General features: G+C 63.4%; 24 protein-coding genes and 4 pseudogenes. 5 read left to right on the plus strand and 23 right to left on the minus strand.

The genetic code is table 11. From position 1 onward, the window contains the following. Window positions 1-240: 240 nt before the first annotated feature. The 14 genes and pseudogenes from ACFQDL_RS29750 to ACFQDL_RS29815 all read right to left on the minus strand — a co-directional run bounded on the left by ACFQDL_RS29750 (window position 241) and on the right by ACFQDL_RS29815 (window position 10,360). Window positions 241-1,032 carry a TatD family hydrolase gene (locus tag ACFQDL_RS29750; protein ID WP_379912488.1) on the minus strand — a complete coding sequence of 264 codons (792 nt, stop codon included), beginning with the start codon at window positions 1,030-1,032 and terminating at the stop codon, window positions 241-243. Window positions 1,033-1,089: 57 nt separating this feature from the next. Further along, window positions 1,090-1,440, minus strand: a complete 351-nt coding sequence (locus tag ACFQDL_RS29755) for a PilZ domain-containing protein (protein ID WP_379912490.1) — start codon at window positions 1,438-1,440, stop codon at window positions 1,090-1,092. 72 nt (window positions 1,441-1,512) lie between these two features. Further along, the gene (locus ACFQDL_RS29760; RefSeq protein ID WP_379913445.1) at window positions 1,513-2,139 is read right to left on the minus strand and encodes a DNA polymerase III subunit delta' C-terminal domain-containing protein; all 627 of its coding nucleotides are present in this window, start codon (window positions 2,137-2,139) and stop codon (window positions 1,513-1,515) included. Window positions 2,140-2,236: 97 nt separating this feature from the next. Beyond that, window positions 2,237-2,593: pseudogene (locus ACFQDL_RS29765) on the minus strand (hypothetical protein); the annotation flags it as partial. Next, on the minus strand, window positions 2,514-3,155 hold the full coding sequence (tmk, locus tag ACFQDL_RS29770) for a dTMP kinase (protein ID WP_379912492.1): 642 nt from the start codon (window positions 3,153-3,155) through the stop codon (window positions 2,514-2,516). The gene tmk and the pseudogene ACFQDL_RS29765, both read right to left, overlap by 80 nt. Beyond that, window positions 3,128-4,192 (minus strand): endolytic transglycosylase MltG, encoded by a 1,065-nt coding sequence (gene mltG / locus ACFQDL_RS29775; RefSeq protein WP_379912494.1) that lies wholly within the window; start codon window positions 4,190-4,192, stop codon window positions 3,128-3,130. The genes tmk and mltG overlap by 28 nt, the downstream gene beginning before the upstream one ends. Continuing rightward, window positions 4,186-5,037, minus strand: a complete 852-nt coding sequence (gene pabC / locus ACFQDL_RS29780) for an aminodeoxychorismate lyase (RefSeq protein ID WP_379912496.1) — start codon at window positions 5,035-5,037, stop codon at window positions 4,186-4,188. Before pabC ends, mltG begins: the two co-directional genes overlap by 7 nt. Window positions 5,038-5,071: 34 nt before the next feature. Beyond that, window positions 5,072-6,310: a beta-ketoacyl-ACP synthase II gene (gene fabF, locus ACFQDL_RS29785; protein WP_379912498.1), complete on the minus strand. Its 1,239-nt coding sequence runs from the start codon at window positions 6,308-6,310 to the stop codon at window positions 5,072-5,074. Window positions 6,311-6,399: 89 nt separating this feature from the next. Next, entirely contained in the window at window positions 6,400-6,633 is a 234-nt protein-coding gene (gene acpP, locus ACFQDL_RS29790) for an acyl carrier protein (protein WP_188862345.1), read from the minus strand. A gap of 167 nt (window positions 6,634-6,800) precedes the next feature. Then, a pseudogene (fabG, locus tag ACFQDL_RS29795) lies at window positions 6,801-7,543 on the minus strand (3-oxoacyl-ACP reductase FabG). Between the two features lie 20 nt (window positions 7,544-7,563). Next, window positions 7,564-8,496, minus strand: a complete 933-nt coding sequence (gene fabD / locus ACFQDL_RS29800; protein ID WP_379912500.1) for an ACP S-malonyltransferase — start codon at window positions 8,494-8,496, stop codon at window positions 7,564-7,566. Between the two features lie 207 nt (window positions 8,497-8,703). Next, window positions 8,704-9,719, minus strand: a pseudogene (plsX, locus tag ACFQDL_RS29805) (phosphate acyltransferase PlsX). A 2-nt stretch (window positions 9,720-9,721) separates the two neighbouring features. Continuing rightward, window positions 9,722-9,904 (minus strand): 50S ribosomal protein L32, encoded by a 183-nt coding sequence (gene rpmF, locus ACFQDL_RS29810; protein ID WP_379912502.1) that lies wholly within the window; start codon window positions 9,902-9,904, stop codon window positions 9,722-9,724. An 18-nt stretch (window positions 9,905-9,922) separates the two neighbouring features. Then, window positions 9,923-10,360, minus strand: coding sequence for a YceD family protein (locus ACFQDL_RS29815; protein WP_379912504.1), 438 nt, complete (start codon window positions 10,358-10,360; stop codon window positions 9,923-9,925). Between the two features lie 214 nt (window positions 10,361-10,574). On the opposite strand from ACFQDL_RS29815, the gene ACFQDL_RS29820 reads away from it, so the two are divergent. Next, a complete protein-coding gene (locus tag ACFQDL_RS29820; protein ID WP_379912506.1) occupies window positions 10,575-11,153 on the plus strand; it encodes a Maf family protein in 579 nt (192 codons plus the stop codon). A gap of 27 nt (window positions 11,154-11,180) precedes the next feature. Here the strand turns inward: ACFQDL_RS29820 and ACFQDL_RS29825 are convergent, their stop codons facing one another. From ACFQDL_RS29825 to ACFQDL_RS29835, 3 genes and pseudogenes are all read right to left on the minus strand, one after another. Then, complete coding sequence (locus tag ACFQDL_RS29825; protein WP_379912508.1) at window positions 11,181-12,188, minus strand: S49 family peptidase; 1,008 nt, start codon at window positions 12,186-12,188, stop codon at window positions 11,181-11,183. Window positions 12,189-12,199: 11 nt separating this feature from the next. Then, window positions 12,200-12,856 (minus strand): HAD-IA family hydrolase, encoded by a 657-nt coding sequence (locus ACFQDL_RS29830; RefSeq protein WP_379912510.1) that lies wholly within the window; start codon window positions 12,854-12,856, stop codon window positions 12,200-12,202. A gap of 263 nt (window positions 12,857-13,119) precedes the next feature. Further along, window positions 13,120-13,719 (minus strand): annotated as a pseudogene (locus tag ACFQDL_RS29835) (ISAs1 family transposase); the annotation flags it as partial. Between the two features lie 312 nt (window positions 13,720-14,031). Here ACFQDL_RS29835 and ACFQDL_RS29840 point away from each other — a divergent pair. Next, on the plus strand, window positions 14,032-14,460 hold the full coding sequence (locus ACFQDL_RS29840; RefSeq protein WP_379912512.1) for an RrF2 family transcriptional regulator: 429 nt from the start codon (window positions 14,032-14,034) through the stop codon (window positions 14,458-14,460). 38 nt (window positions 14,461-14,498) lie between these two features. Here ACFQDL_RS29840 and ACFQDL_RS29845 read toward each other — a convergent pair whose 3' ends face one another. The 4 genes from ACFQDL_RS29845 to rraA form a co-directional block, all read right to left on the minus strand. Further along, the gene (locus ACFQDL_RS29845; protein ID WP_379912514.1) at window positions 14,499-15,530 is read right to left on the minus strand and encodes an NAD(P)/FAD-dependent oxidoreductase; all 1,032 of its coding nucleotides are present in this window, start codon (window positions 15,528-15,530) and stop codon (window positions 14,499-14,501) included. Next, on the minus strand, window positions 15,527-15,922 hold the full coding sequence (locus ACFQDL_RS29850; RefSeq protein WP_379912516.1) for a hypothetical protein: 396 nt from the start codon (window positions 15,920-15,922) through the stop codon (window positions 15,527-15,529). The genes ACFQDL_RS29845 and ACFQDL_RS29850 overlap by 4 nt, the downstream gene beginning before the upstream one ends. Then, the gene (locus ACFQDL_RS29855) at window positions 15,922-16,095 is read right to left on the minus strand and encodes a hypothetical protein (RefSeq protein ID WP_379912518.1); all 174 of its coding nucleotides are present in this window, start codon (window positions 16,093-16,095) and stop codon (window positions 15,922-15,924) included. Before ACFQDL_RS29855 ends, ACFQDL_RS29850 begins: the two co-directional genes overlap by 1 nt. A 123-nt stretch (window positions 16,096-16,218) precedes the next feature. Then, window positions 16,219-16,710, minus strand: a complete 492-nt coding sequence (gene rraA / locus ACFQDL_RS29860; protein ID WP_379912520.1) for a ribonuclease E activity regulator RraA — start codon at window positions 16,708-16,710, stop codon at window positions 16,219-16,221. A 155-nt stretch (window positions 16,711-16,865) separates the two neighbouring features. Here rraA and ACFQDL_RS29865 point away from each other — a divergent pair, with 155 nt between their 5' ends. Next, window positions 16,866-17,318: a YaiI/YqxD family protein gene (locus tag ACFQDL_RS29865; protein ID WP_379912522.1), complete on the plus strand. Its 453-nt coding sequence runs from the start codon at window positions 16,866-16,868 to the stop codon at window positions 17,316-17,318. Between the two features lie 4 nt (window positions 17,319-17,322). Here the strand turns inward: ACFQDL_RS29865 and chrA are convergent, their stop codons facing one another. Next, complete coding sequence (chrA, locus tag ACFQDL_RS29870; protein ID WP_379912524.1) at window positions 17,323-18,468, minus strand: chromate efflux transporter; 1,146 nt, start codon at window positions 18,466-18,468, stop codon at window positions 17,323-17,325. A 109-nt stretch (window positions 18,469-18,577) separates the two neighbouring features. Between chrA and ACFQDL_RS29875 the strand changes: the two genes are divergently transcribed. Together ACFQDL_RS29875 and ACFQDL_RS29880 are read left to right on the plus strand one after the other, a co-directional pair. Beyond that, a complete protein-coding gene (locus tag ACFQDL_RS29875) occupies window positions 18,578-19,975 on the plus strand; it encodes an NfeD family protein (RefSeq protein ID WP_379912526.1) in 1,398 nt (465 codons plus the stop codon). Window positions 19,976-19,977: 2 nt separating this feature from the next. Continuing rightward, the gene (locus tag ACFQDL_RS29880) at window positions 19,978-20,733 is read left to right on the plus strand and encodes a slipin family protein (RefSeq protein WP_379912527.1); all 756 of its coding nucleotides are present in this window, start codon (window positions 19,978-19,980) and stop codon (window positions 20,731-20,733) included. On the opposite strand, the gene ACFQDL_RS29885 is transcribed toward ACFQDL_RS29880, so the two are convergent. Next, window positions 20,734-21,612 carry a LysR family transcriptional regulator gene (locus tag ACFQDL_RS29885; RefSeq protein WP_379912529.1) on the minus strand — a complete coding sequence of 293 codons (879 nt, stop codon included), beginning with the start codon at window positions 21,610-21,612 and terminating at the stop codon, window positions 20,734-20,736. Between the last annotated feature and the right edge of the window lie 31 nt (window positions 21,613-21,643).

Raw genomic sequence — 21,643 nt, forward strand, 5'->3', positions numbered from 1 at the left:
GGATGGGTGGAGCCGCCATTGGCGTTTCCGTTCAGAGTGGCACCGGCTTGATGGCGGCGTAACCCTAGGCGGCGAAGGCGCCTTGGCACCGGTAGGCACGGATAATCTCCTTCGGTAACCGACACCTCGTCGATGGGTTGCACGGCGCCCATGGGAATCGGTATCGCTGCAGATTATTCATGATGCGCCGTTCCACCCATCCTACAAATAAAGCTTTCTACCCGAAAGCCCGATGAACCCTTATTTCACTCGACGTTGTGCCGCGCGACTGAACAACCGGTAGAAATTCTCGGACGTCCTTTGGGCCACCTCGTCGATCGAGACGCCCTTGAGATCGGCGATGCACTGGGCGACGGCCGGCACGTAGCGCGGCTCGTTCTTCCTGCCACGATAGGGTACCGGTGCGAGGTAGGGCGAATCGGTCTCGATCAGCATGCGCTCCAGCGGCACCTGGCGCACCACATCGCGCAGTTCCTCGGCATTGCGGAAGGTGATGATGCCGGAGAAGGAGATGAAGTAATTGAGCTCGATCGCGGCCGCCGCCATCCCGGCGCTCTCGGTGAAGCAGTGCAGCACGCCACCGCTGCGCGCATCGCCGTGGCGCTCGATCAGCCGCAGGGTATCCTCTCGGGCATCCCGGGTATGAACGATCACCGGCAGTTGCGCCTGCCCCGCCGCCTCGAGGTGGCGCTGGAAACTCTCCTGCTGCAATTGCGCCGAGTCGGCGTCGTAGTAGTAATCGAGGCCGGTCTCGCCGATCGCCACCACCTTGGGCCGCGCAGCCTCTTCCACCAGTCTGGAAACCTGGACCAGCCCCTCATCGGAGTGCAGCGGGTGAACACCGACCGAGGCATAGAGGCCCTCGCGTGACGCAATGCGCTCGTAGAGCGCCGGGAAACTGGCCATATCGACCGAGACGCTGAGGAGCGTATCCACCTGGTTGGCGCGGGCGGCGTCCAGCATGGCATCGAAATCGTCGGCATAGGGTGTCAGGTCGACCTTGTCGAGATGACAGTGGGAATCAATATACATCGGTCATGAACGCGAAAGATTGGATTGAAGAGGCCTTCGGGGCCTGACGAAAGCAGCTCAGAGGCTGTGGGTACGACGCCCGCTGTTGAGGGAGCCGGCCAGATAGGTCTCGATTTTGCGCACCAGCGCGGAGTCGTCCTGGGACAGCTGAATACCGATGCCCGGCACACGTCCGCCCTGCGCCGCCTTGGGCGTGACCCAGACCACCTTGCCGGTGACCGGAAGCTTGTCCGGCTCGTCCATCAGGCTCAGCAGCATGAAGACTTCCTCGCCGAGCTGATAGGCCCGCGGCGTCGGGATGAACAGGCCGCCGTTGGTAACGAACGGCATATAGGCCTTGTAAAGGTCTTCCTTGGTTTCGATTGCCAAAGACAGAATACCGTGACTGATGCGCGGCACTACGGACATCGAACGAAGCTCCCAATCAGTTTTATCTCACCAGCGCGGACCACCTTCTATCCCGCCCAAACGGACCACTTTTTATCTCGCAAGTGCGGACCACTTGAGCAAAACCCGTTCCAGCAGCAGCTGGCGATTCGGGTTGAGGCGCTGCATCAGATTCAGCCGTTCCTCATGGACCAGATCCGCCAGCGCATACAGCGTCTGGGGACTTGCCCTGCGTGCCACCGCCAGCAGCATGTTGCGTACATCAGCGTGACGCAAGTAGCTTTCGTCGCCGGTGGCCCCGATGCGGACGATATCTAATAACCAACCATACAACCATCCCAGCAAAAGCTCCAGGTCTTCTTTGGCCAGTTGTTGCGCGACGTCCAGCGCCGATCGGCGCTGTTTGAGTATATCCGCGAGCCCGGTAACAAGCTTGCGGCGCAGCGCCATCAGGTCCTGCTGCACATACTCGAGCGCCCGAATCGGCGACCCGAGACTGATACCCAGCAACTGGCTCGCCTCCGCCTGCTCGATCTCAAGACGCTGCGCCAGCCAGGCGGCCGCCTCTTCCGGCGCGGGCGGGTGACAGTCGATACGCTGACAGCGGCTGCGAATGGTCGGCATCACCTGGCCAAGACGGTGTGTCACCAGCAACAGCACCGTTTCGCGCCCCGGTTCCTCCAGGGACTTGAGCAGCGCGTTGGCCGCGGCAACGTTCATTGCCTCGGCCGGCTCCAGCACGACCAGCCGGTACCCCCTGCTGCGCCGTGCTATGAAGAAAGCCGGTCAGCTCACGCACCTGGTCGACGCGTATCTGCTTGCCGGCCTCCTCCGGACTGAGGCGGAACAGATCGGGATGACCGCCGCTGTCGAACAGCACACAGCTTCGGCACTGGCCACAAGCCTCGCTGCCGTCGGGTGACTGGCACAGCAGAAATCGCGCCAGCGCCCGGGCAAAGGCGTGCTTGCCAATCCCCTGGGCGCCGTTGATGACCAGGGCGTGGGGCAGCCTGCCGTCACGGTGCAGCTGGGTGACATGGCGCCAGCGATCCTCCATCCAGGGGAAGACTTCGGCTTCGGTGACACTCCCGGGGTCAGCCATGGGCGGCCTCCAGCATCCGCTCGAGCTGGGCACCGATCTGCCGCTGCACCGCCTCCAGCCCGACAGACGCATCGATCACCGCAAAACGCCCCGGCTCCGCCCGGGCCCGATCGAGATAACAGTCGCGCACGCGCTCGAAAAAGGCCTGTTTCTCCCGCTCGAACCGATCCGGCGCCGAGCGCTGACGGGCCCGGCTCAGGCCCAGCTCGACCGGCAGGTCCAGCAGAAAGGTGCAGTCGGGGCGCAGATCACCCTGCACCAGCGTCTCCAGCGCCTCGATACGCGCCAGGTCGATGCCGCGACCGCCGCCCTGATAGGCGAAGGTGGCATCGGTGAAGCGGTCGCAGAGTACCCAGGCGCCACGGTCCAGCGCGGGCCTGATCAGCTGCGTCAGGTGCTGTGCCCGGGCCGCGAACACCAGCAACAGCTCGGCATCGTCGCAGACTTTCTCGTCGCGCGGCTGCAGCAGCAGATCACGGATCTCTTCGGCCAGTGGCGTGCCGCCAGGCTCGCGGGTCAACACCAGCTCCAGGCCGCGCGCTTCGAGCGTACGGCGAATGAACTCGATATTGCTGCTCTTGCCGGCCCCTTCGGTGCCCTCCACCGTCAGAAAACGGCCTCGATCTGATGACATCTGTCAGTTCCCGGGGTCGAACGATAGTTTTCACGGCGCTTGAGCTGGTAGCGCCGCACGGCGCTGTTGTGCTCGGACAACCGACTGGAAAAATGGTGACTGCCATCGCCCTTGGCAACGAAATAGAGCCAGGGCCCGGGCTCGGGATTCAGTGCCGCGTCGATCGCCGCCGTGCCGACCATGGCGATCGGCGTCGGCGGCAGGCCGTCGATCACGTAAGTGTTATAGGCGGTGGCTTCGCGCAGATCGGCACGGCGCAGGTTGCCCTGGTAGCGCTCGCCCATACCGTAGATCACGGTCGGATCGGTCTGCAACCGCATGCCCTGCCGGAGCCGGCGTACGAACACGCCGCTGATGCGGGGACGCTCGTCCGGTACCGCCGTTTCCTTCTCGACGATCGAGGCCATGATCAGCGCCTGATACGAGTTCTCGTAGGGCAGCCCCTCCTGACGCGCCTGCCAGGCGGCCTCGAGGCTTTCGTCCAGGGCACTGCGGGCGCGGCGCAGCAGATCGAGATCCGACATGCCGCGATAGAACTGGTAGGTCTCGGCCAGAAACATGCCTTCGGCATGGCGCTGCGGCTCGCCGAGCTTCGCCATCACCTCGCCGTCGTCGAGCTCTGCCAGTGTCTGTTCGAGGACCTCGTTTTGCTCGAGGGTTTCGCGCAGCTGACGGAAGCTGGTGCCTTCGACAATGGTGAAATAGTGCCGCAGGATATCGCCCCGGACCATCTTGTCCAGCAGGTCGGCGGCACTCTGGCCGGGCTCGACCTGATATTCTCCCGCTTTGACCTGGTGCGCCAGGCCGTGCAACCGGGCGTAAAGCCGCAGATAAAGCGGATGTTCGATCAGCTCGAGGTTTTCGAGCTCGCCGGCGATATGCGTGAATCCCCGGCCTTTTTCCACCACGAAGGTCACCGGCCCAGCGATCGGCAACGGGCTTTCGACATAGCTGTCGATGTGCCGCCAGCCGGCAAGGGCGATAACCCCCGCCACCAGGGCACTGCCTCCGATTGCGGCCAGAGTCTTTTTCAGCACGCGCGATAGTCCTCCGTCAAGAGCTGCTGCAGTCGCCGGGTCACGGGACCCACCGGCCAGCAGCGCTCGGCCAGCGCGGTCACCGGCCAGATATCGATCAGGCTGTTGCACAGCCAGGCTTCATCGGCTTGTTCAAGATGCGACAGCGGGTATCGCCCCTCTTCGACCTCGAGCCCTTCTTCTGACGCCAGCGCCAGCAGCCGGTTCCGGACGATGCCGCTGACGCCGCTGCGATCGAGCTGCGGCGTGAAGATCCGACCGGCGCAGACCCAGAACAGATTGCTCATCGTGCCCTCGACCAGCCAGCCCTCCTGATCCAGCAGCAGCCCTTCGCGGATCGCCGGGTCCGTCCATTCGGCGCGCGCCAGCACCTGTTCCAGCCGGTTGAGATGCTTGATCCCGGCAAGCCGCGGACTGAGAGCCAGACGCAGGTCGCAAAGCCGTACCCGGACACCGTTGACGGCCGGCGCATCGGCATGGACCGGTGCCCGGGACAACATCAGGATACGCGTGGGCACCAGATCCGGCAGCGGCAGGTAGCCGCGCCCGCCGGCGCCCCGGGTCACAGTGATTTTCAGCACGCCCCAGGCTGCGAGATCCTGCATCGAGGCCAGCCGCGACAGGTCATCGCGCAGCCGCGCAACCAGGCCCTCGCTGGCGATACCCAGACGCCGGCAGCCCTGCAGCAGACGCTCGAAATGAGCCTCGAGCAGCAATGGACGCCCATCCTGCAGCTGGACGGTTTCGAACAGGCCGTCGCCATAGGCAAGGCCACGGTCGGTCACCGGCAGACTGTCGGTCAGAATACCGTTGACCAGAATTACGGGGTCGAGACTCATAGACATGCCGGGCGCGCCACCGGGGACGCGCCCGCTTCGATCAGATCCGGCGGAATGCCAGAGTGCCGTTGGTACCGCCAAAACCGAAGGAGTTGGACAGGGCCACATCGATGCGGCCCTCCTGAGCGGCGTTGGCGACATAGTTCAGGTCGCAGCCCTCGGACGGATTGTCGAGGTTGATGGTCGGCGGCGCCACACTGTCGCGGATCGCCAGCAGACAGAAGATCGCCTCGACGGCACCGGCCGCACCCAGCAGGTGACCGATCATCGATTTGGTCGAGCTCATCCGCATGCGATAGGCGGCATCGCCGAGCACCTGCTTGGCGGCATTGGACTCGGCCTTGTCACCGGCCGGTGTCGAAGTGCCGTGGGCGTTAATGTAGTCGATCTCCTGCGGGTTGAGACCGGCATCGCGAATGGCATTTTCCATCGACCGGGCGGCACCCTCGCCGCTTTCCGGCGGCGCCGTCATGTGGAAGGCATCGTCGCTCATGCCGAAACCCACGACCTCGGCGTAGAGGTTGGCGCCACGGGCTTTCGCCGACTCGTACTCCTCCAGCACCACGATACCGGCACCGTCGCCAAGCACGAAGCCGTCGCGGTCGCGGTCCCAGGGTCGGCTGGCCGCCTGCGGATCGTCGTTGCGGGTGGAGAGCGCACGGGCCGCGGAAAAGCCGCCAATGCCCAGCGGCGTGTTCGCCATTTCGGCGCCGCCCGCGATCATCGCGTCGGCGTCACCGTACTGAATCATGCGCATCGCCTGGCCGATGTTGTGGGTTCCGGTGGTGCAGGCGGTGGTGATGGCGATATTGGGGCCTTTCAGGCCAAACCGGATCGCCAGATTACCGGAGATCATGTTGATAATGCTGCCCGGAACGAAAAAGGGCGAAATGCGTCGTGCACCGCTTTCATTCAGAACATCGTGATTCTTTTCGATCATCGGCAGGCCGCCGATGCCGGAGCCGATCGCGCAACCGATGCGATGGGCGTTGCTGTCGTTGATGTCGATGCCGGAATCCTCGATTGCCTGCATCGCCGCCGCCATCCCGTACTGGATGAACAGGTCCATCTTGCGGGCGTCTTTGACGTTCATGTACTGGCCGACATCGAACCCCTTGATCGGGGCGGAAAAGCGCGTCGCGAACTGGGAAGCGTCGAAATGCTCGATCGGAGCCGCGCCACTCTTCCCTGCAAGAATGCTGTCCCAGGTATCCTTAACCGTATTACCGACCGGCGTCAGCATGCCGATACCGGTAACCACCACTCTCCTGCGAGACATTGCGATCCTCCAGTTCCTCTGGCAGTAAAAAGAAAAGCCGCACCATACTGCGACGGCTGCGGCTTTTCGGGTGTTCTGGTACGGGTCGATTACTGGTGCGCGTTGATGTAATCGATGGCCAGCTGTACGGTGGTGATCTTCTCGGCTTCTTCGTCCGGGATTTCAGTTTCGAACTCTTCTTCCAGAGCCATGACCAGCTCTACGGTGTCGAGAGAGTCAGCGCCCAGATCTTCGACGAAAGAAGCTTCGTTGGTCACTTCTTCCTCTTTAACACCCAGCTGTTCTGCGATGATTTTCTTTACGCGCTCTTCAATGTTGCTCATAACTAATCCTATATTCCTTTCAACCCACGCACCCCAGGATGCGAAACGGGATTCTATCGGGACCGCCCTGCCCAAGCAAGGGTGGCGGCATTTATTATCGCCGTAAACTGACGGCCAATTATCAACAAATTACCGAAAAAAACAATTCTTTGTGTCAGGTCAGGCAATTAACTCATGTACATGCCGCCGTTGACCTGGATCGATTCACCGGTAACGTAGCTGCCGCCCTGGCCTGCCAGGAAGCCCACCACAGCCGCGATCTCCTCGGGCTGACCAAGGCGGTTCATCGGAATCTGCGCCTGCAGATGGGCCTTGTGCTCGTCGGCAAGACCCGATGTCATGTCGGTATCGATGAAGCCCGGCGCCACGCAGTTGACGGTGATATTGCGCGAACCGACCTCACGGGCCAGGGCACGCGTAAAACCCTCCATACCCGATTTGGCGGCGGCATAATTGGCCTGTCCGGCATTGCCCATCGAGGCGACAACGGAGCTGACACTGATGATGCGACCCCAGCGGGCCTTGGTCATGCCACGCAGGCAGGCCTTGACGACGCGATAGACCGACGTGAGATTGGTGTTGAGCACCGCCTCCCACTCGTCGTCCTTCATGCGCATCAGGATATTGTCGCGGGTGATACCGGCATTGTTGACCAGGATCTCCACGGCGCCGAACTCGTCCTGCACCGATTTGATCACCTGCTCGACCGAGGCCGCATCGGCCACATCCAGCACCAGGCCGCGGCCCTTGAAGCCCGCTTCAGCCAGGTAGGCGCTGATCGCCTCGGCGCCCTTCTCGCTGGTCGCGGTGCCGACGACGACGGCCCCTGGCTGCCCAGTTCGGTGGCGATCGCCTTGCCGATACCCCGCGTCGCGCCGGTCACCAGCGCCACTTTACCTTCAATACTCATCCTGCTGTCCTTTGTCAGTATTATTCACCCAGCGCCTTGGCAAGGCCGGCCGGCTCGTTGATGGCGACCACGTTGAGCGCCTTGTGGACCTTCTTGTTCAGACCGGACAGGACCTTGCCGGGTCCGCACTCGACCGTGGTCTCGATGCCCTGCTCGACCATGGCGCGAACCGTATCGGTCCAGAGCACCGGACTGTAGAGCTGGGCGAGCAGATTCTGTTTCAACTGCTCGACCGAAGCCGGCACCCCGGCATCGACATTCTGCAACACCGGGATCTGCGCCTCGGCAACGTCGATGTTCGCCAACTCTGCGGCCATCTGCTCCGCAGCGGGCTTCATCAGCGCACAATGGGACGGCACGCTGACCGGCAGCGGCACGACACGCTTGGCACCGGCGGCCTTGCAGCCTTCGATGGCGCGCTCGACGCCATCCTTCTCGCCGGCAATCACCACCTGGCCCGGGCAGTTGAAATTGACCGGCGACACCACCTGCCCCTGGGCGGCGGCCTCACAGGCAGCGGCGATGGCTGCGTCGTCAAGACCCAGCACGGCCGCCATGGCGCCGGTACCGGCCGGCACCGCCTGCTGCATGTAGCGCCCGCGCGCCTGCACCAGACGCACACCGTCGGCGAAGCCAATCGCACCGGCACAGACCAGGGCACTGTACTCGCCCAGGCTGTGGCCGGCCATCAGTGCGGGCTGCGCGCCGCCCTGCTGCTGCCACAGACGCCAGAGCGCAACGCCCGCGGTCAGCAGTGCAGGCTGGGTAATTTCTGTCTTGTTGAGCTCCTCTTCCGGGCCCTGCTGGACCAGCTGCCAGAGGTCGTAACCCAGCACCTCGGAGGCCTCGGCAAAGGTATCCTGGATCACGGAATGGGTTTCGGCGAGTTCCGCCAGCATCCCCAGATGCTGGGAACCCTGTCCGGGAAATACAAAAGCAAGCGCTTGTGACATGGCTTCCTCGTGGTTGCTCTTCGTTATTGCCATGAGTAGCCCCAACGGGCATACGGGTGCGGTAGTTTACATCAATCGACCGGGATTGGCAGGCATCGGGAGAATGGCCTGCAGCAGCAGGAATTCGACAGCGATCGCCGACCCTGAAGGGGGAGTATAGCCAATCGGACAGGGTCGGCCAGACACGGTCGGTCAGACAGGGTCGTGTCAGACCAGAGCGGCCGCAAGGCGTTCGCTGATGCGCGAGGGCACATCCATCTCGACTTCGGCGACCGCCTGGTCGATGGCATAGCCGAAGCACTTGCGGTTGGCGCCACCATGGCTCTTGACGACGATGCCCTGCAGCCCGAGCAGGCTGGCGCCGTTGCGCGTCGAGGGATCGAGCTGCGCCTGCAGCTCCTTCAGCACCGGCCAGGCCAGCCAGGCCAGCAGACGGCGGTAGAGCCCGCGACGGAACGTCGAACGCACCTTGCGACCGATCAGGCGCGACACCCCCTCGGCGCTTTTCAGCGCGATATTGCCGACAAAACCGTCACAGACCACGACATCGGCACGACCGGCGAACACATCGTCACCCTCGATATAGCCGATGTAGTTCAGCCGCCCATAGGACTCGATCAGCCGGGCCGCGAGCTTGACCTGCTCGTTGCCCTTGATCGCCTCCTCACCGATATTGAGCAGCCCCACACGGGGTGCCTCGATGTGCTCGACCGCCTGACTCATGGTCGACCCCATGATCGCGAACTGCAGCAGGTGACTGGCGCAACTGTCGACATTGGCGCCCAGGTCGAGCATGTAGCAATGCCCCTGAGCGTCGGCACCGCACTGACGATCGCCGGCCGGTCGACACCGGGGAGGGTTTTCAGCACCTTGCGCCCGAACGCCATCAGCGCGCCGGTATTGCCGGCACTGACGCAGGCCCGGGCATGCCCCTCGGCGACCTGCCGCAGCGCAACACAGAGCGAGGAGTTTTGCCCCTTGCGCAGCGCCAGCGACGGCTTCTCGTCCATGCCGATAACATCCTCGGCAGGCACGACCTGGAGCCTGTCGGCGAGTCCCGCGGACAGTCTGTGCAAATGGGGAGAGATCGAATCGGGATGGCCGACCAGACGGATGGTCAGACCGGGGTAACGCTTGAGCGCCTCAACGGTGGCGGGAACCGTAACGCGGGGACCGAAGTCCCCGCCCATCGCATCAACTGCAATGGTGTAAAAGCCGGACAAACTTATTCTTCGTCCTGCTTGCTGACTACCTGACGACCACGATAGAAACCGTCGGCGCTCATGTGGTGGCGACGATGGGTTTCACCGGTGGTAGCATCAACAGACAGAGTCGGGTTGCCCAGCGCATCGTGGGAACGACGCATGTCGCGCTTTGAACGGGACTTTTTGTTCTGCTGTACTGCCATGGTTGGATAACTCCTGTTTCAACTCTTGTCAGTCTTGGCCTTAAGCTGGGCCAATACACTGAACGGGTTCGGTTTTTGTGCCTTCTCGTCTTCCGGGGCGGCTTCCCCGAAAGAGGTCTGAATACTGCAGTCGTCGTGGTAAGGCACCACCGGGAGGTTGAGAATCAACTCTTCCTCCACTACAGACCAAAGCTCGACATCTTCTTCCTCAACGACCAGCGGATCGTAATAACGCGGCAGTGTTTTCGCCACTTCCTCGCTGGGCGCGATTGCCAGATTGAAGCTGGCCTGGACGGTCACCTCGACGGGCTCCAGACAACGCTGACACGCCATTTGGACCCTGCCTTCGGCACTGCCCGTGACGGTACGTATCCGCTGCTGATCCAGCGAAAACAGAAGATCCACGCTGATATCCCCCTCGCTGCTGTCAACGAGATAGGACTTCAGACGTGGCATTCCGTCGATGCTGGCCAGACCCTGAATCCGTACTTCCCGCTCGGCAAGCTTTCGCGGGTCAACTTTTTTCGGTAATGGTCCGTACGACATAAGCGCGCAATTCTAGGGAGGCTCAGTATAGCTGTCAATCTGAAATCAATGACTTCCGGACTTCCAGCGCATAAATACGGGCTGCTATTCTACGCCGCTTCTATCCGACTGTAACCTCCGTCCCATGAAAAACCTGATTCTGGCTTCAAGCTCCCCCTTTCGCCGGGTACTCCTGGACAGGCTCGGCCTGCCCTACCGCTGCATCAGCCCCGGTATCGACGAGACCCCGCAACCGCACGAAACGCCCGAAGCCCTGGTCCAGCGCCTGGCGCTGGAGAAGGCCCGGGCAGTCGCACGCCAGGTGCCGCAAGGGCTGATTATCGGTTCCGATCAGGTCGCGGTGCTCGATGGCGACATCATCGGCAAGCCACTGACGCACGAGACTGCACGGTGCCAGCTGCAGCGCGCCTCGGGCCGGTCGGTGCAATTTCTTACCGGCCTGTGCCTGCTCGATGCCCGGACAGGCGAAAGCCAGGTCGAGGCGGTCCCGTTCCGGGTACATTTTCGCACGCTCAGCGACCGCATGATCGAGCACTACCTGCAGCGCGAGCAGCCCTACCAGTGCGCCGGCAGTTTCAAATCGGAGGGGCTGGGTATCGCCCTGTTCGAGCGTCTCGAAGGTGACGACCCCAACAGCCTGATCGGCCTGCCGCTGATCCGGCTGATCCGGATGCTGGAGAACGCCGGTGTGGAAGTGCTGTAAGGTGACGCGTTACGCGTAACGCGCTTGTCAGCGCAGCTGGGACGCGCCACCGAGGCCGAGTTCGGTCGCCAGCGCGCCGGCAAAGCTGACACCGAGGCGGTCTATCAACTGGTCCAGCGGCGACGGCTTGGGCCCGTACTCCACCAGTTCCTCGAAGCCGACAATATCCCGGGCCACGGCGCTGCTGCTCATCAGCCCATCCACCAGCCCCAGTTCCAGCGCCTGCTCGCCGGACCAGACCAGGCCGCTGAACAACCGGTCGTCATCCTTCAGCCGCTCGCCCCGCCCGGCCTTGACCTGGTCGATGAACTGCTGATGGGTGGTACCGAGCACGCCCTGCCAGAACGCCTTCTCGCTCTCCTTCAACGGACTGAAGGGATCGAGGAAGGTCTTGTGCTCCCCTGACGCCAGGGCCCGGCGCTCGACGCCGACCTTGTCCATCAGTTCGACAAAACCGAAGCCGGCCGATGTGACGCCGATGGAGCCGACCAGGCTCGCCTTGTCGGCATAGATCTCGTCGGCCGCGGCGGCGATGTAATAGGCACCGGATGCGCCGATATCGCTGATCACGGCGTAGACTTTCTTGTCGGGATGGAGTCCGCGCAGTCTCTTGATTTCGTCATAGACGTAACCGGCCTGCACCGGGCTGCCGCCGGGGCTGTTGATGCGCAGGATCACGGCATGGGACTTGCGTTCCTTGAAGGCGTCCCGCAGCGCGCCCACGAGCCTGTCGGCGCTGGCTTCCTCGCCATCGGCGATGGGGCCGCGCACGTTGATCAGGGCAGTATGCTCCTTGGCCACCACCTCCTGCCCGAGGTCTTTCCCCACCAGGAAGATACCCAGCAGCGCGAACAGATAGAGGAAGGTCAGCAGCTTGAAGAAAATGCCCCAGCGCCGACTGCGCCGCTGTTCGGCATGCAGCCCCATCAGCAGCTTTTCGATCAGCCGCCACTCCCGGGGGCTGCCGTCCCGGGCCTTGTCGAGGGTCGCCTTCAGTTTGTCGTCCGGTTTTTCATCCCAGGGATTATCCGCCACCTTCTGCTCCTTCAGACCTGTCTATGCGTATCCAGCCAGTGCTCGAGCTCTGGAAAATGGTCGATCTCCAGCACCGGATTATAGGGTTTGAGCCGATCGATATGGTGGGCTCCATAGCTGACGGCCACACCGGCCACACCGGCGCGCACGCCCATCTCCATATCGTATTCGGTATCGCCGATCATCAGGGCTTCGGCAGACGACAGCCCGGTAAGTTCCAGTATTTCATGGAGCATGTGCGGATCGGGCTTGGAGGTCGTTTCGTCGGCACAGCGCGAGACCTCGAACAGCGGACCGAGTCCGGTTTCGTCAAACACCCGGTCAAGGCCGCGTCGGCTCTTGCCGGTCGCGACTGCCAGCCGAAACCCCTTGTCGCGGAGACTTTCCAGGGATTCCCGGGCGCCCGGGAACAGGGCCGTCGGGGTTTCGTCCGCCACCAGGTAGTAGTGGGCGTAGCGCTCGCGCATCCGACCCACATCCTGATCCGCAAGCCCCGGATAGAGCGTCAGTATCGCTTCCGGCAGCCCGAGACCGATAATATTGTGAATCGCATCGACGCCCGGGGGCTCGAAGGCCAGATCCAGCGCCGCCCGCTGTATGCTCGATACTATGCGCGCAGCGGAGTCGATGACCGTTCCGTCCCAGTCAAAAATAAGCAGCTTGTACAACGTGATACCTCTCAGTCATATCCGGCGCCAAGCATGAAGCAAAGGCCGAAACGACGCAAGATTGCGCCCCGCAGCCCCAGGGCAATCGCACTACCTGACGACTGTGAGAGCCAGTCCGGGCCGGCGGTACCGTTTCCGGGCGACACGCTTTACGTCGTCCCTGACCGCTCGGCTGCCGCCCTCCCTGGCGGCAGACGGTCGCCCTGAAGCGGCCCCCCCTCGACAGCGCGGTGCCAACCGACAGACGCACCGAACCCGGTTCGCTACCCGACAATGGCCAGGCATGCCGGCGGCGAGAACCATCCGTGCACTCGCGGCGTCAACTGCAGCACCGAGGCCCGGAAGGCGTCGTCATAGGCAGCACGCAGCCGCTTATTCTTGACCCCGAGTTTGGAGCCCCTGGCCTGGCGCAGGAGGTTCAGGGCGAAGCGCCGGATGAGGGCCGGATTCTGCGCTGCATGTCCGATTCCTGCCCTTGACGGGTCCTCGTTGAAGGCCACGTCGAGCACCCAGAGCAGGCTATTCTCGACCCAACAATGATGGCGGATATAACGGCCGATCCGCTCCGGATCAGCGGCATGAGAGGTGATAAAGCAGCGACGCTCATGCGACACCTGACCGTTGAGTTCGCGCTGGCTCTTCACCATAACCAACGTCCGCAGCCCCGGCCAGTCCGGCTTCTGCGCCAGCCAGTCGATCTCGTCACTGACCCAGATGCGGCGTGTTTCGATCCGGCCGTGGTCTTTCTCCACGGCGTCGGCGTGGCCCTGGGGATGGTGTTTGGCTTCGGTGTCCATGAACAAGCGAACGTCGTCATGCAAGGTGCTCTGGTTCCCCTTGGGGGCCAGCACATAGTCGCCACCGCCCAAGGCTTGGGGTTCGGCAGCATGGCAACGGTTTCTGCAAATGCCGGAACTAAGCAGTTTTCGTACCGGCACCGGGCTCTCCGAGGCTGATGTGGTCGGGTCTGGCTGACCGTCTGCCGCCAGGACGGCGGCAGCCGAGCCCTCAGGGACGAGTTCACGGCGTGTCAGACAGGCCCGACCACATCGACCCTGACGATCTTGTCATCGCCTCGTGATAGTGCGATTGCCCTGCCCACAGCCCGCTTTCGGCTTGCAGCCGGGAGGCCGATTAAAGTATATTCAAAAAGCATTTTTATAATGGTTACCGGAATGCAACTGAGCCGATTTACCGACTATACACTGCGCGTGCTGTTTTACGTCGCGATCAACAACGACCGCCTGGCCACCCTCAATGAGATTGCCGACTTCTACCAGATCTCGGTGGAACATCTGCGCAAGGTGGTTCACGCCCTGTCGAAGAGCGGCTACCTCAAGACCTACCGCGGCAAGCATGGCGGTATCCGGCTCAACCGCCCCGCCGATCAGATCAATATCGGTGAACTGGTGGTGCAGACCGAGGGCCCCCAGCCACTGATCGACTGCGCCGGTCTCGAGTGCTGCCTGACCAGCATGTGCAACCTGCAGAACACCCTGGCACAGGCGCAAAAGGCCTTCATCGACACGCTCAGCCAGTACAGCCTCGCCGACATGCTCAACAATCCGCGCATGCAACAACGCCTGATCAGCAAGGTGGGGTGACGGTTACGCGTGACAGGTGATGCGTAACGCGTAACTCGTCACGCGTCACTTTCATCCAGCCTTCCGAGCCGACGCAGCAGCTGCGGGCTGGTGGTGGTGTACTGCAGCTGCACCTTCTTGCCGGGCTCGAGCCGCTGCTTGATCGCAAAGGCCGCCAGCGCCGCCTCGTGGAAACCGCTGAGAATCAGCTTCTGCTTGCCCGGATAGACGTTGATGTCGCCGACGGCGAAGATGCCCGGCACCGAGGTTTCGAAGGCCTGCGTATCCACCCGGATGCGGTGGCGCTCCATCTCCAGGCCCCATTCGGCGAGCGGTCCCGGGTTGGGCACCATGCCGAAGAACACCAGCAGCTGATCGAACGCCAGCCAGCGCTCGCCGCCATCGGCCAGGGCGACCTGCACGGCCACCAGGCGGTCATCCAGGGTGCGGTAATCCGCCGCCTTGCCCAGCACGCACTCCATGCGCCCCTCGGCACAGAGCGCCTGCATCCGCGCCACCTGCGAAGGCTGGGCGCGAAAGCGGTCCGAGCGATGCACCAGCGCCAGCGACCGCACCTCGGACGCCAGGGTCAGCGCCCAGTCCAGCGCCGAGTCCCCGCCGCCAAAGATCACCACCCGCTGCCCTTTCAGGGCGCGCCGGTCCCGGACCGCGTAGTGCAGCTGCCGGCCTTCGAAACGGTCTATACCCTCGAGCCGCATTCGGACCGGCCGGAAAACGCCGGCACCGGCGGCGATCACGACGGCGCCGACATCGAAGGCGGCACCGGCGTCGGTCACGACATGAAAGCGCTCGCCCGCCGGCTCCAGCCGGCTGACCGCATCGCCAAAGCGAAACTCGGTATCGAAGGGTTCTATCTGCTTCAGCAGGCGGGCGGCAAGTTCGCCACCGCTGATTTCCGGAATCGCCGGTATATCGAAGATCGGCTTGTCGGGATAGAGTTCGACGCACTGGCCGCCGGGACGCTCCAGCGCCTCGACCACTACGGCATTCAGCCCCAGCAGCCCCAGCTCGAATACCTGGAACAGACCGGCCGGACCTGCGCCAACGACCAGCACATCGGCGCGCCTCATGTTTCGACGCACTGGGCCGCAAGCAGCTGCTCGGAGCTGTAGTGCATTTGCAGCCACTCGAACAGACACTTCTCTTCGAACCGGACATGCTCCTTGAGGCAGCGACCGAACGCCCGCCACTGCGCGGGTTCGCGGCCATCCATCAACCGGCGCAGCTCACGATGATCACCGAGCAGGCGACTCGCGAGTTCGCCGCCCTCCGGCAGCAGCGGCAGTATCCAGTGCTCCTCCTCGTCGAAATGCACGCGCAAGGGCCCGAAGAAAGTTTCGCCCAGCTGCCGCCAGCAGGCCGTCAGTGCCTCCCTGTCATCGAGACGCCCCAGCCGGGACGCCACGACCAGCGCCTGGTGGTGTTCACGGCTCAGCGACAGCAGGGCCTCCACTCTTTTCATCAGCTTTTCCCGGCGCTGGTGGCTTTCGGCTCCTCCGGCGGCAGCTGCGGCCGGATCAGCGGCTTGCGGGCAGGCCCCTTGTAGCCGCTGGCGCTGTGAACCGGATGCAGCGCCGTCGCCGTCACATCCATCCAGTTCCGGTGCTGCCGGTTCAGATCATCATCCTGCGACATGTTCCGCCTCCTTATGATGTATTTCAAATTTATCTTTTGAGACTATAAGGCGGGAAAACGAAAGCTGCAAGGGCAAGCGTAAGGGGTAAGGCGTTACACCTCACGCCCTTGCGCTTCACGCCCTTACGCCTCTTCCAGCGCCAGCTTTTGCGGCGAGACCAGCAGACCATTGTTGTCGCCGTAGACATATTCGCCGGGGCGGAAGGTCACACCGCCGAACGTTACCGGCACGTTCAGATCGCCAAGCCCGCGCTTTTCGGTTTTCATCGGGTGGGTGCCGAGCGCCTGGACACCGATATCGAGGCTGCCGATCGCATTGACGTCCCGAACACAGCCGAAGATCACGATGCCTTCCCAGCCGTTCTTTTCGGCCTTTTCGGCCAGCACGTCGCCCAGCATGGCCCGGCGCATCGAACCGCCGCCATCGACCACCAACACCTTTCCCGCGCCCGGTTCGGCGACCTGCTCGCGTACCAGCGAGTTATCCTCGAATGCCTTGATGGTCACGATCTCACCGCCGAAGGCCTCGCGGCCACCGAGATTGGCGAACATCGGTTCGACGACCTGTACCAGGTCCGGGAACTGGTCACAGAGTTCGGGCAAAAGATCTTCCACGTCAGGCTCCTAATATCCTTGATCAATAGGTTGACCGGCCCCTGAAGAGCCGCGAAACAGCATCATCGGCCAACAGCGGGCCAAATGCACTACCACTATGGCAGGAAAATACCGACAATGGCCCGCCCGATGCCACAACCTGCCGGAGAGAGAAGATGCATATCTGGGTCGATGCCGACGCCTGCCCGAAAGTAATCAAGGAGATACTGTTCCGTGCCGCCCAGCGCACAGGTACACGCATGACCCTGGTGGCCAACCAGTACATGCCGACACCTCCGGGCTCTCTGATCGATGCGATCCAGGTCAGCCAGGGTTTCGATGTCGCGGACGATACCATCGTCGGCAGGATCAGTGCCGGCGACCTGGTGATCACCGCCGATATCCCGCTGGCCGCCGAGGTGATCGACAAGAACGCCCTGGCCCTGAATCCCCGCGGCGAGCTCTACACCCGGGAGAATGTGCGCCAGCGCCTGTCGATGCGCGACTTCCTCGATACCCTGCGCAGTTCCGGCATCAATACCGGCGGCCCTGCGGCACTGACCCAGAACGACCGCCAGGCCTTCGCCAACCAGCTCGACCGCCTGCTGGCGCGAAAAGGCAAGGGGTGACGGGTTACGCGTAACCTGTCACGAAGCCGGCGAGGATCGCCAGCGGTACCAGCCAGATGACACCGACGCCGAGGCCGCGAAGCAGGAAGAAACCGGCCAGCACCAGTGCCAGATCCGTCCCCGAGGTCACGGCGCTGACGAACACCGGCTGATAGAGCGCCGAGATCAACAGTCCCACCACCGCCGCATTGATGCCGGCAACGGCACCGGACAGCCGCGGCTGCGCCGCCAGCCGGTGCCAGCGCCGCAGCAGACCCAGCAGCAGCAGAAAGCCGGGCAGGAAGATCGCCAGTGTCGCCAGCAGCGCGCCCGCCACCGGCATCTGCGGCAGCAACGCGTAGCCAAGAAAGGTCGAAAGCGAGAACATCGGCCCCGGTACGGCCTGGGCCGCGGCATAGCCGAGCAGGAAGGTTTCGGCATCGAGCTGCGACCCGACCAGCCCCTGCAACAGCGGCAGCACCACATGGCCACCCCCGAACACCAGGCTGCCGGCGGTGTAAAAATCGCCGAAGAGTCCCCAGAGGCCCTCCCCGACGCCACTGAGCGACAGCAGCAGCAACAGTGCAAAGACAGCCAGCGCCCCATAATTGAAGCCGCTACCGGCCTGTACCGCCGCCGTATCGCGACTGCCAGGCAGCAACGCGGCTCCGAGAGCGGCGGCCAGCAGCAGCACGGCGAACTGGGTCAGGATGCCCGGCCAGAACAGAAGCGCCATCGCACTCAGCACCGCAAGCGCCGCCAGCCCCCGACGGGCGCAAAAGCTGCGGTACATTCCCAGCACCGCGTCGGCCACCACCACCAGCGCCAGCAGCTTGAGCCCGTGCAGCACGCCGTCGAACCAGGACTGGCCGAGCAGCCAGCCGCCGCCCGCCCCGAGCAGCAGCATCAACAGCACGGAGGGCAAAGTGAAACCGGCAAAAGCGCAGAGGGCGCCGCCAAGACCCGCGCGGTGATAGCCGATGGCGAACCCGAGCTGGCTCGAGGCCGGCCCCGGCAAGAACTGGCACAGCGCCAGCAAGTCGGCGAAGGCCCTGTCGTCGAGCCAGCCCAGGCGCTCGACGAAGCGATGGCGGAAATAGCCGATATGGGCGGCCGGGCCGCCGAAGCTGATGCAGCCAAGCAGCAGAAACTGAACGAATACCTGCCCCATCAACGACCTCCATGCTCACAAGCGCCGGTTTATAGCACAAAGTCGATGAAAGTTTGATGGCGTGCGGTCATCCATGCCGCCTCTTTCACACGCCATCTATACTGAACCCATGCGTATCCCAACCGCTTTGCGCCTGAAACTGTTTCGCCTGCTGCCGGTCCTGCTGTTGTGGCTGGGACTGGCCGGTCTGCTGCATCCCGTCGCCGCCCAACCCCAGCCCGGCGCCATCTGGCTGCTCGATCTCAAGGGTGTACTGGGGCCGGCCAACGCCGACTATCTCAGCCGCGGCATCGAGGATGCCGGCGAGGCGGGCGCGAAGGCAGTCGTCATCCGTATCGATACCCCCGGCGGACTGGACCTGTCGATGCGCGATCTGATCCGCACGATTCTGGCCTCGCCGCTCCCGGTCATCGGCTATGTCACCCCGGGCGGCGCCCGCGCCGCCAGCGCCGGCACCTACATCCTCTATGCCTGCCATGTTGCGGCGATGTCGCCGGCCACCAACCTCGGGGCGGCGACGCCGGTGCAGATCGCCTCACCCTCGCTGCCGTCACCCCAGCCGGAGCAGGCGGACAAGGACGGCCAGCAGGACGACCAGGCCAGCCCCGCACCTCGAGCCGGGACGGCGATGGAACGCAAGCTGATCAACGATGCCGTCGCCTACATCCGCGGCCTGGCGGAGCTGCGCGGACGCAACGGCGACTGGGCCGAACAGGCGGTACGCGAAGGCGCCAGCCTGTCGTCCACTCAGGCGCTCGAAAGGCAGGTGGTCGACATCATTGCGACGGATCTCGACGACCTGCTGCAACAGCTCGAGGGACGCGAGGTCAGCATCGACGGCCGCAGCCTGACCCTGAACCTCGAAGGCGCCTCCCTGATCGAACACCAGCCGGACTGGCGCAGCGAGTTTCTTGCCGTCATCACCAACCCGAACGTCGCCTATGTGCTGATGCTGCTTGGCATCTACGGTCTGATCTTCGAATTTTCCAACCCCGGCATGGGCCTGCCCGGTATCGTCGGTGCGGTCTGCATCCTGCTCGCGCTCTATGCCTTCCAGGTATTGCCGGTGAGCTACGCGGGACTCGGACTGGTCATTCTGGGCCTGGCACTGATGGTGGCCGAAGCCTTCGCACCGAGTTTCGGGGTGCTGGGCCTGGGTGGCGTCATCGCCTTCGTCGTTGGCTCGATCATTCTGATGGACACCGAGCTGCCCGCCTTCCAGATCGCCCTGCCGGTGATACTGGCGCTGGCGGTCAGCAGCGCAGGGTTGCTGGCGCTGCTGCTGGGCATGGTCTGGCGCTCACGCCGTCAGGCAGTGGTATCGGGTGTCACGGCACTGGTCAGCGATGTCGGTACGGTCGAACAACTGCATGACGGCCATCCACTGGTGCGTATCCGCGGCGAACTCTGGCAGGCGGAGTGCAGCGAACCTCTCGAGCGTGGTGACAGGGTCAGGATAATGGGCACCCAGGGCGTCCGCCTCAGGGTCGAAAAAATGGAGAGATGACCATGGCTTACTACTTCACGACGACGCTGGTGCTGGTCGGCGTCATGCTGCTGCTGTCGATGTTCCGGATCCTGCGCGAATACCAGCGAGGGGTCATTTTCCTGCTCGGGCGCTTCTACCGCGTCAAGGGACCGGGACTGATCATTGTCATTCCGCTGATCCAGCAGATGGTTCGCGTCGATCTGCGTACCGTGGTGATGGATGTTCCGACCCAGGATGTCATCTCGCTGGACAACGTCTCGGTCAAGGTCAATGCGGTGATCTATTTCCGCGTCATCGATCCGCAACGTGCCATCATTCAGGTCGAGAACTTTCTCGAAGCCACCAGCCAGCTGTCCCAGACCACGCTGCGTTCGGTGCTCGGCCAGCACGAACTGGACGACATGCTGGCCGAACGGGACAAGCTCAATGCCGATGTCCAGGAGATCCTCGACAAGCAGACCGATGCCTGGGGCATCAAGGTGGCGAATGTCGAGATCAAGCATGTCGACCTGGACGAAAGCATGATCCGCGCCATCGCCCGCCAGGCCGAGGCGGAGCGTATTCGCCGTGCCAAGGTGATCCACGCCAAGGGTGAGTTCGAGGCCTCCCAGCAGCTGCTCGATGCCGCGAACATCCTCGCGGCCCAGCCCCAGGCGCTGCAGCTGCGTTATCTGCAGACGCTGACCGAGATCGCCGGCGCCCACAGCAACACCGTGGTGTTCCCGTTGCCGCTCGATATCATCAGTGCATTCAAACCACCACCCCCGAAGGCCTGATCAGCTGTCCCGGCACAGTGCGATCCAGCGCTCGAGACCGGCGCTGCGGTACTTCTGGCGGTGCAGCACGAAATAGAACAGCCGCCGGAAGTCCCGCTCCGGCACCCCGAGTGGTACCAGGTCGCCGCGGCGGAAGTTGTCCTCGAGGGTCACCCGCGACAGGCAGCCGATACCGAGCCCCGCCAGTACCGCCCGCTTGATCGCCTCGGTATGCTGCAGCTCCAGCAGGATATGCAGCCGCGGCATCAGCCCGTACATCGCGCGATCGAATGCCTGACGGGTACCCGAGCCCGCCTCGCGCAGTATCCAGTCCGCCCCGAGCAGCTGGGCGTCGCTCAGCCGGCCGGCCTGCGCCAGCGGATGGGTCGCCGCGCAGAATACCACCAGCTCATCCTCGCGCCAGGGCAGCACCTCGAGATCCGAATGCTGAACCTCCCCTTCTATCAGACCGATATCGAGTTCGAAGCTGCGCACTTTTTCGGCGATAGCCGCGGTATTCTCCACATCCAGACTGACGCGGGCATCGGGGTGTTCCGCCATATAGCGTGCCATAATGCCGACCGCCAGGTAGTTGCCGATGCTGAGCGTCGCCCCGACCTTGAGCGGACCGGCCTCGGCGTGCTGCTGAAACGCCAGTTCGAGTTCTCCCGCCTGGGCCAGCAATGCCTCGACGCGCGGCTGCAGCAGCCGCCCGAGTTCGTTGAGCTGCAGCCGCTTGCCCACCCGGTCGAACAGCTGGATATCGAAATGGGTCTCAAGCTCGCGCAACGCGCCGCTGGCCGCGGACTGGGACATCGCCAGCCCCTCGGCGGCGCGGGTGATGTTCTGGCTGTGGGCGGCGGCGAGGAACACCTGTAGCTGTCGCAGGGTGTATTTCATAATCGACAAAACCGATAAGGGTTATTGGTAT

Origin of the sequence: Marinobacterium aestuariivivens, from assembly GCF_042661465.1 — a bacterium.
In the GTDB taxonomy this organism is placed as follows: domain Bacteria; phylum Pseudomonadota; class Gammaproteobacteria; order Pseudomonadales; family Balneatricaceae; genus Marinobacterium_A; species Marinobacterium_A aestuariivivens.

Coding starts and splice junctions, on each gene's coding strand:
- rpmF (WP_379912502.1), bottom strand. CDS start 9,904: ATGGCAGTACAGCAGAACAAAAAGTCCCGTTCAAAGCGCGACATGCGT.
- ACFQDL_RS29880 (WP_379912527.1), top strand. CDS start 19,978: ATGGCTTACTACTTCACGACGACGCTGGTGCTGGTCGGCGTCATGCTG.
- chrA (WP_379912524.1), bottom strand. CDS start 18,468: ATGGGGCAGGTATTCGTTCAGTTTCTGCTGCTTGGCTGCATCAGCTTC.
- ACFQDL_RS29885 (WP_379912529.1), bottom strand. CDS start 21,612: ATGAAATACACCCTGCGACAGCTACAGGTGTTCCTCGCCGCCGCCCAC.
- ACFQDL_RS29755 (WP_379912490.1), bottom strand. CDS start 1,440: ATGTCCGTAGTGCCGCGCATCAGTCACGGTATTCTGTCTTTGGCAATC.
- ACFQDL_RS29855 (WP_379912518.1), bottom strand. CDS start 16,095: ATGTCGCAGGATGATGATCTGAACCGGCAGCACCGGAACTGGATGGAT.
- ACFQDL_RS29840 (WP_379912512.1), top strand. CDS start 14,032: ATGCAACTGAGCCGATTTACCGACTATACACTGCGCGTGCTGTTTTAC.
- fabF (WP_379912498.1), bottom strand. CDS start 6,310: ATGTCTCGCAGGAGAGTGGTGGTTACCGGTATCGGCATGCTGACGCCG.
- ACFQDL_RS29845 (WP_379912514.1), bottom strand. CDS start 15,530: ATGAGGCGCGCCGATGTGCTGGTCGTTGGCGCAGGTCCGGCCGGTCTG.
- ACFQDL_RS29815 (WP_379912504.1), bottom strand. CDS start 10,360: ATGCCACGTCTGAAGTCCTATCTCGTTGACAGCAGCGAGGGGGATATC.
- ACFQDL_RS29820 (WP_379912506.1), top strand. CDS start 10,575: ATGAAAAACCTGATTCTGGCTTCAAGCTCCCCCTTTCGCCGGGTACTC.
- ACFQDL_RS29760 (WP_379913445.1), bottom strand. CDS start 2,139: ATGAACGTTGCCGCGGCCAACGCGCTGCTCAAGTCCCTGGAGGAACCG.
- acpP (WP_188862345.1), bottom strand. CDS start 6,633: ATGAGCAACATTGAAGAGCGCGTAAAGAAAATCATCGCAGAACAGCTG.
- ACFQDL_RS29750 (WP_379912488.1), bottom strand. CDS start 1,032: ATGTATATTGATTCCCACTGTCATCTCGACAAGGTCGACCTGACACCC.
- ACFQDL_RS29875 (WP_379912526.1), top strand. CDS start 18,578: ATGCGTATCCCAACCGCTTTGCGCCTGAAACTGTTTCGCCTGCTGCCG.
- tmk (WP_379912492.1), bottom strand. CDS start 3,155: ATGTCATCAGATCGAGGCCGTTTTCTGACGGTGGAGGGCACCGAAGGG.
- ACFQDL_RS29850 (WP_379912516.1), bottom strand. CDS start 15,922: ATGAAAAGAGTGGAGGCCCTGCTGTCGCTGAGCCGTGAACACCACCAG.
- pabC (WP_379912496.1), bottom strand. CDS start 5,037: ATGTCTATGAGTCTCGACCCCGTAATTCTGGTCAACGGTATTCTGACC.
- fabD (WP_379912500.1), bottom strand. CDS start 8,496: ATGTCACAAGCGCTTGCTTTTGTATTTCCCGGACAGGGTTCCCAGCAT.
- ACFQDL_RS29865 (WP_379912522.1), top strand. CDS start 16,866: ATGCATATCTGGGTCGATGCCGACGCCTGCCCGAAAGTAATCAAGGAG.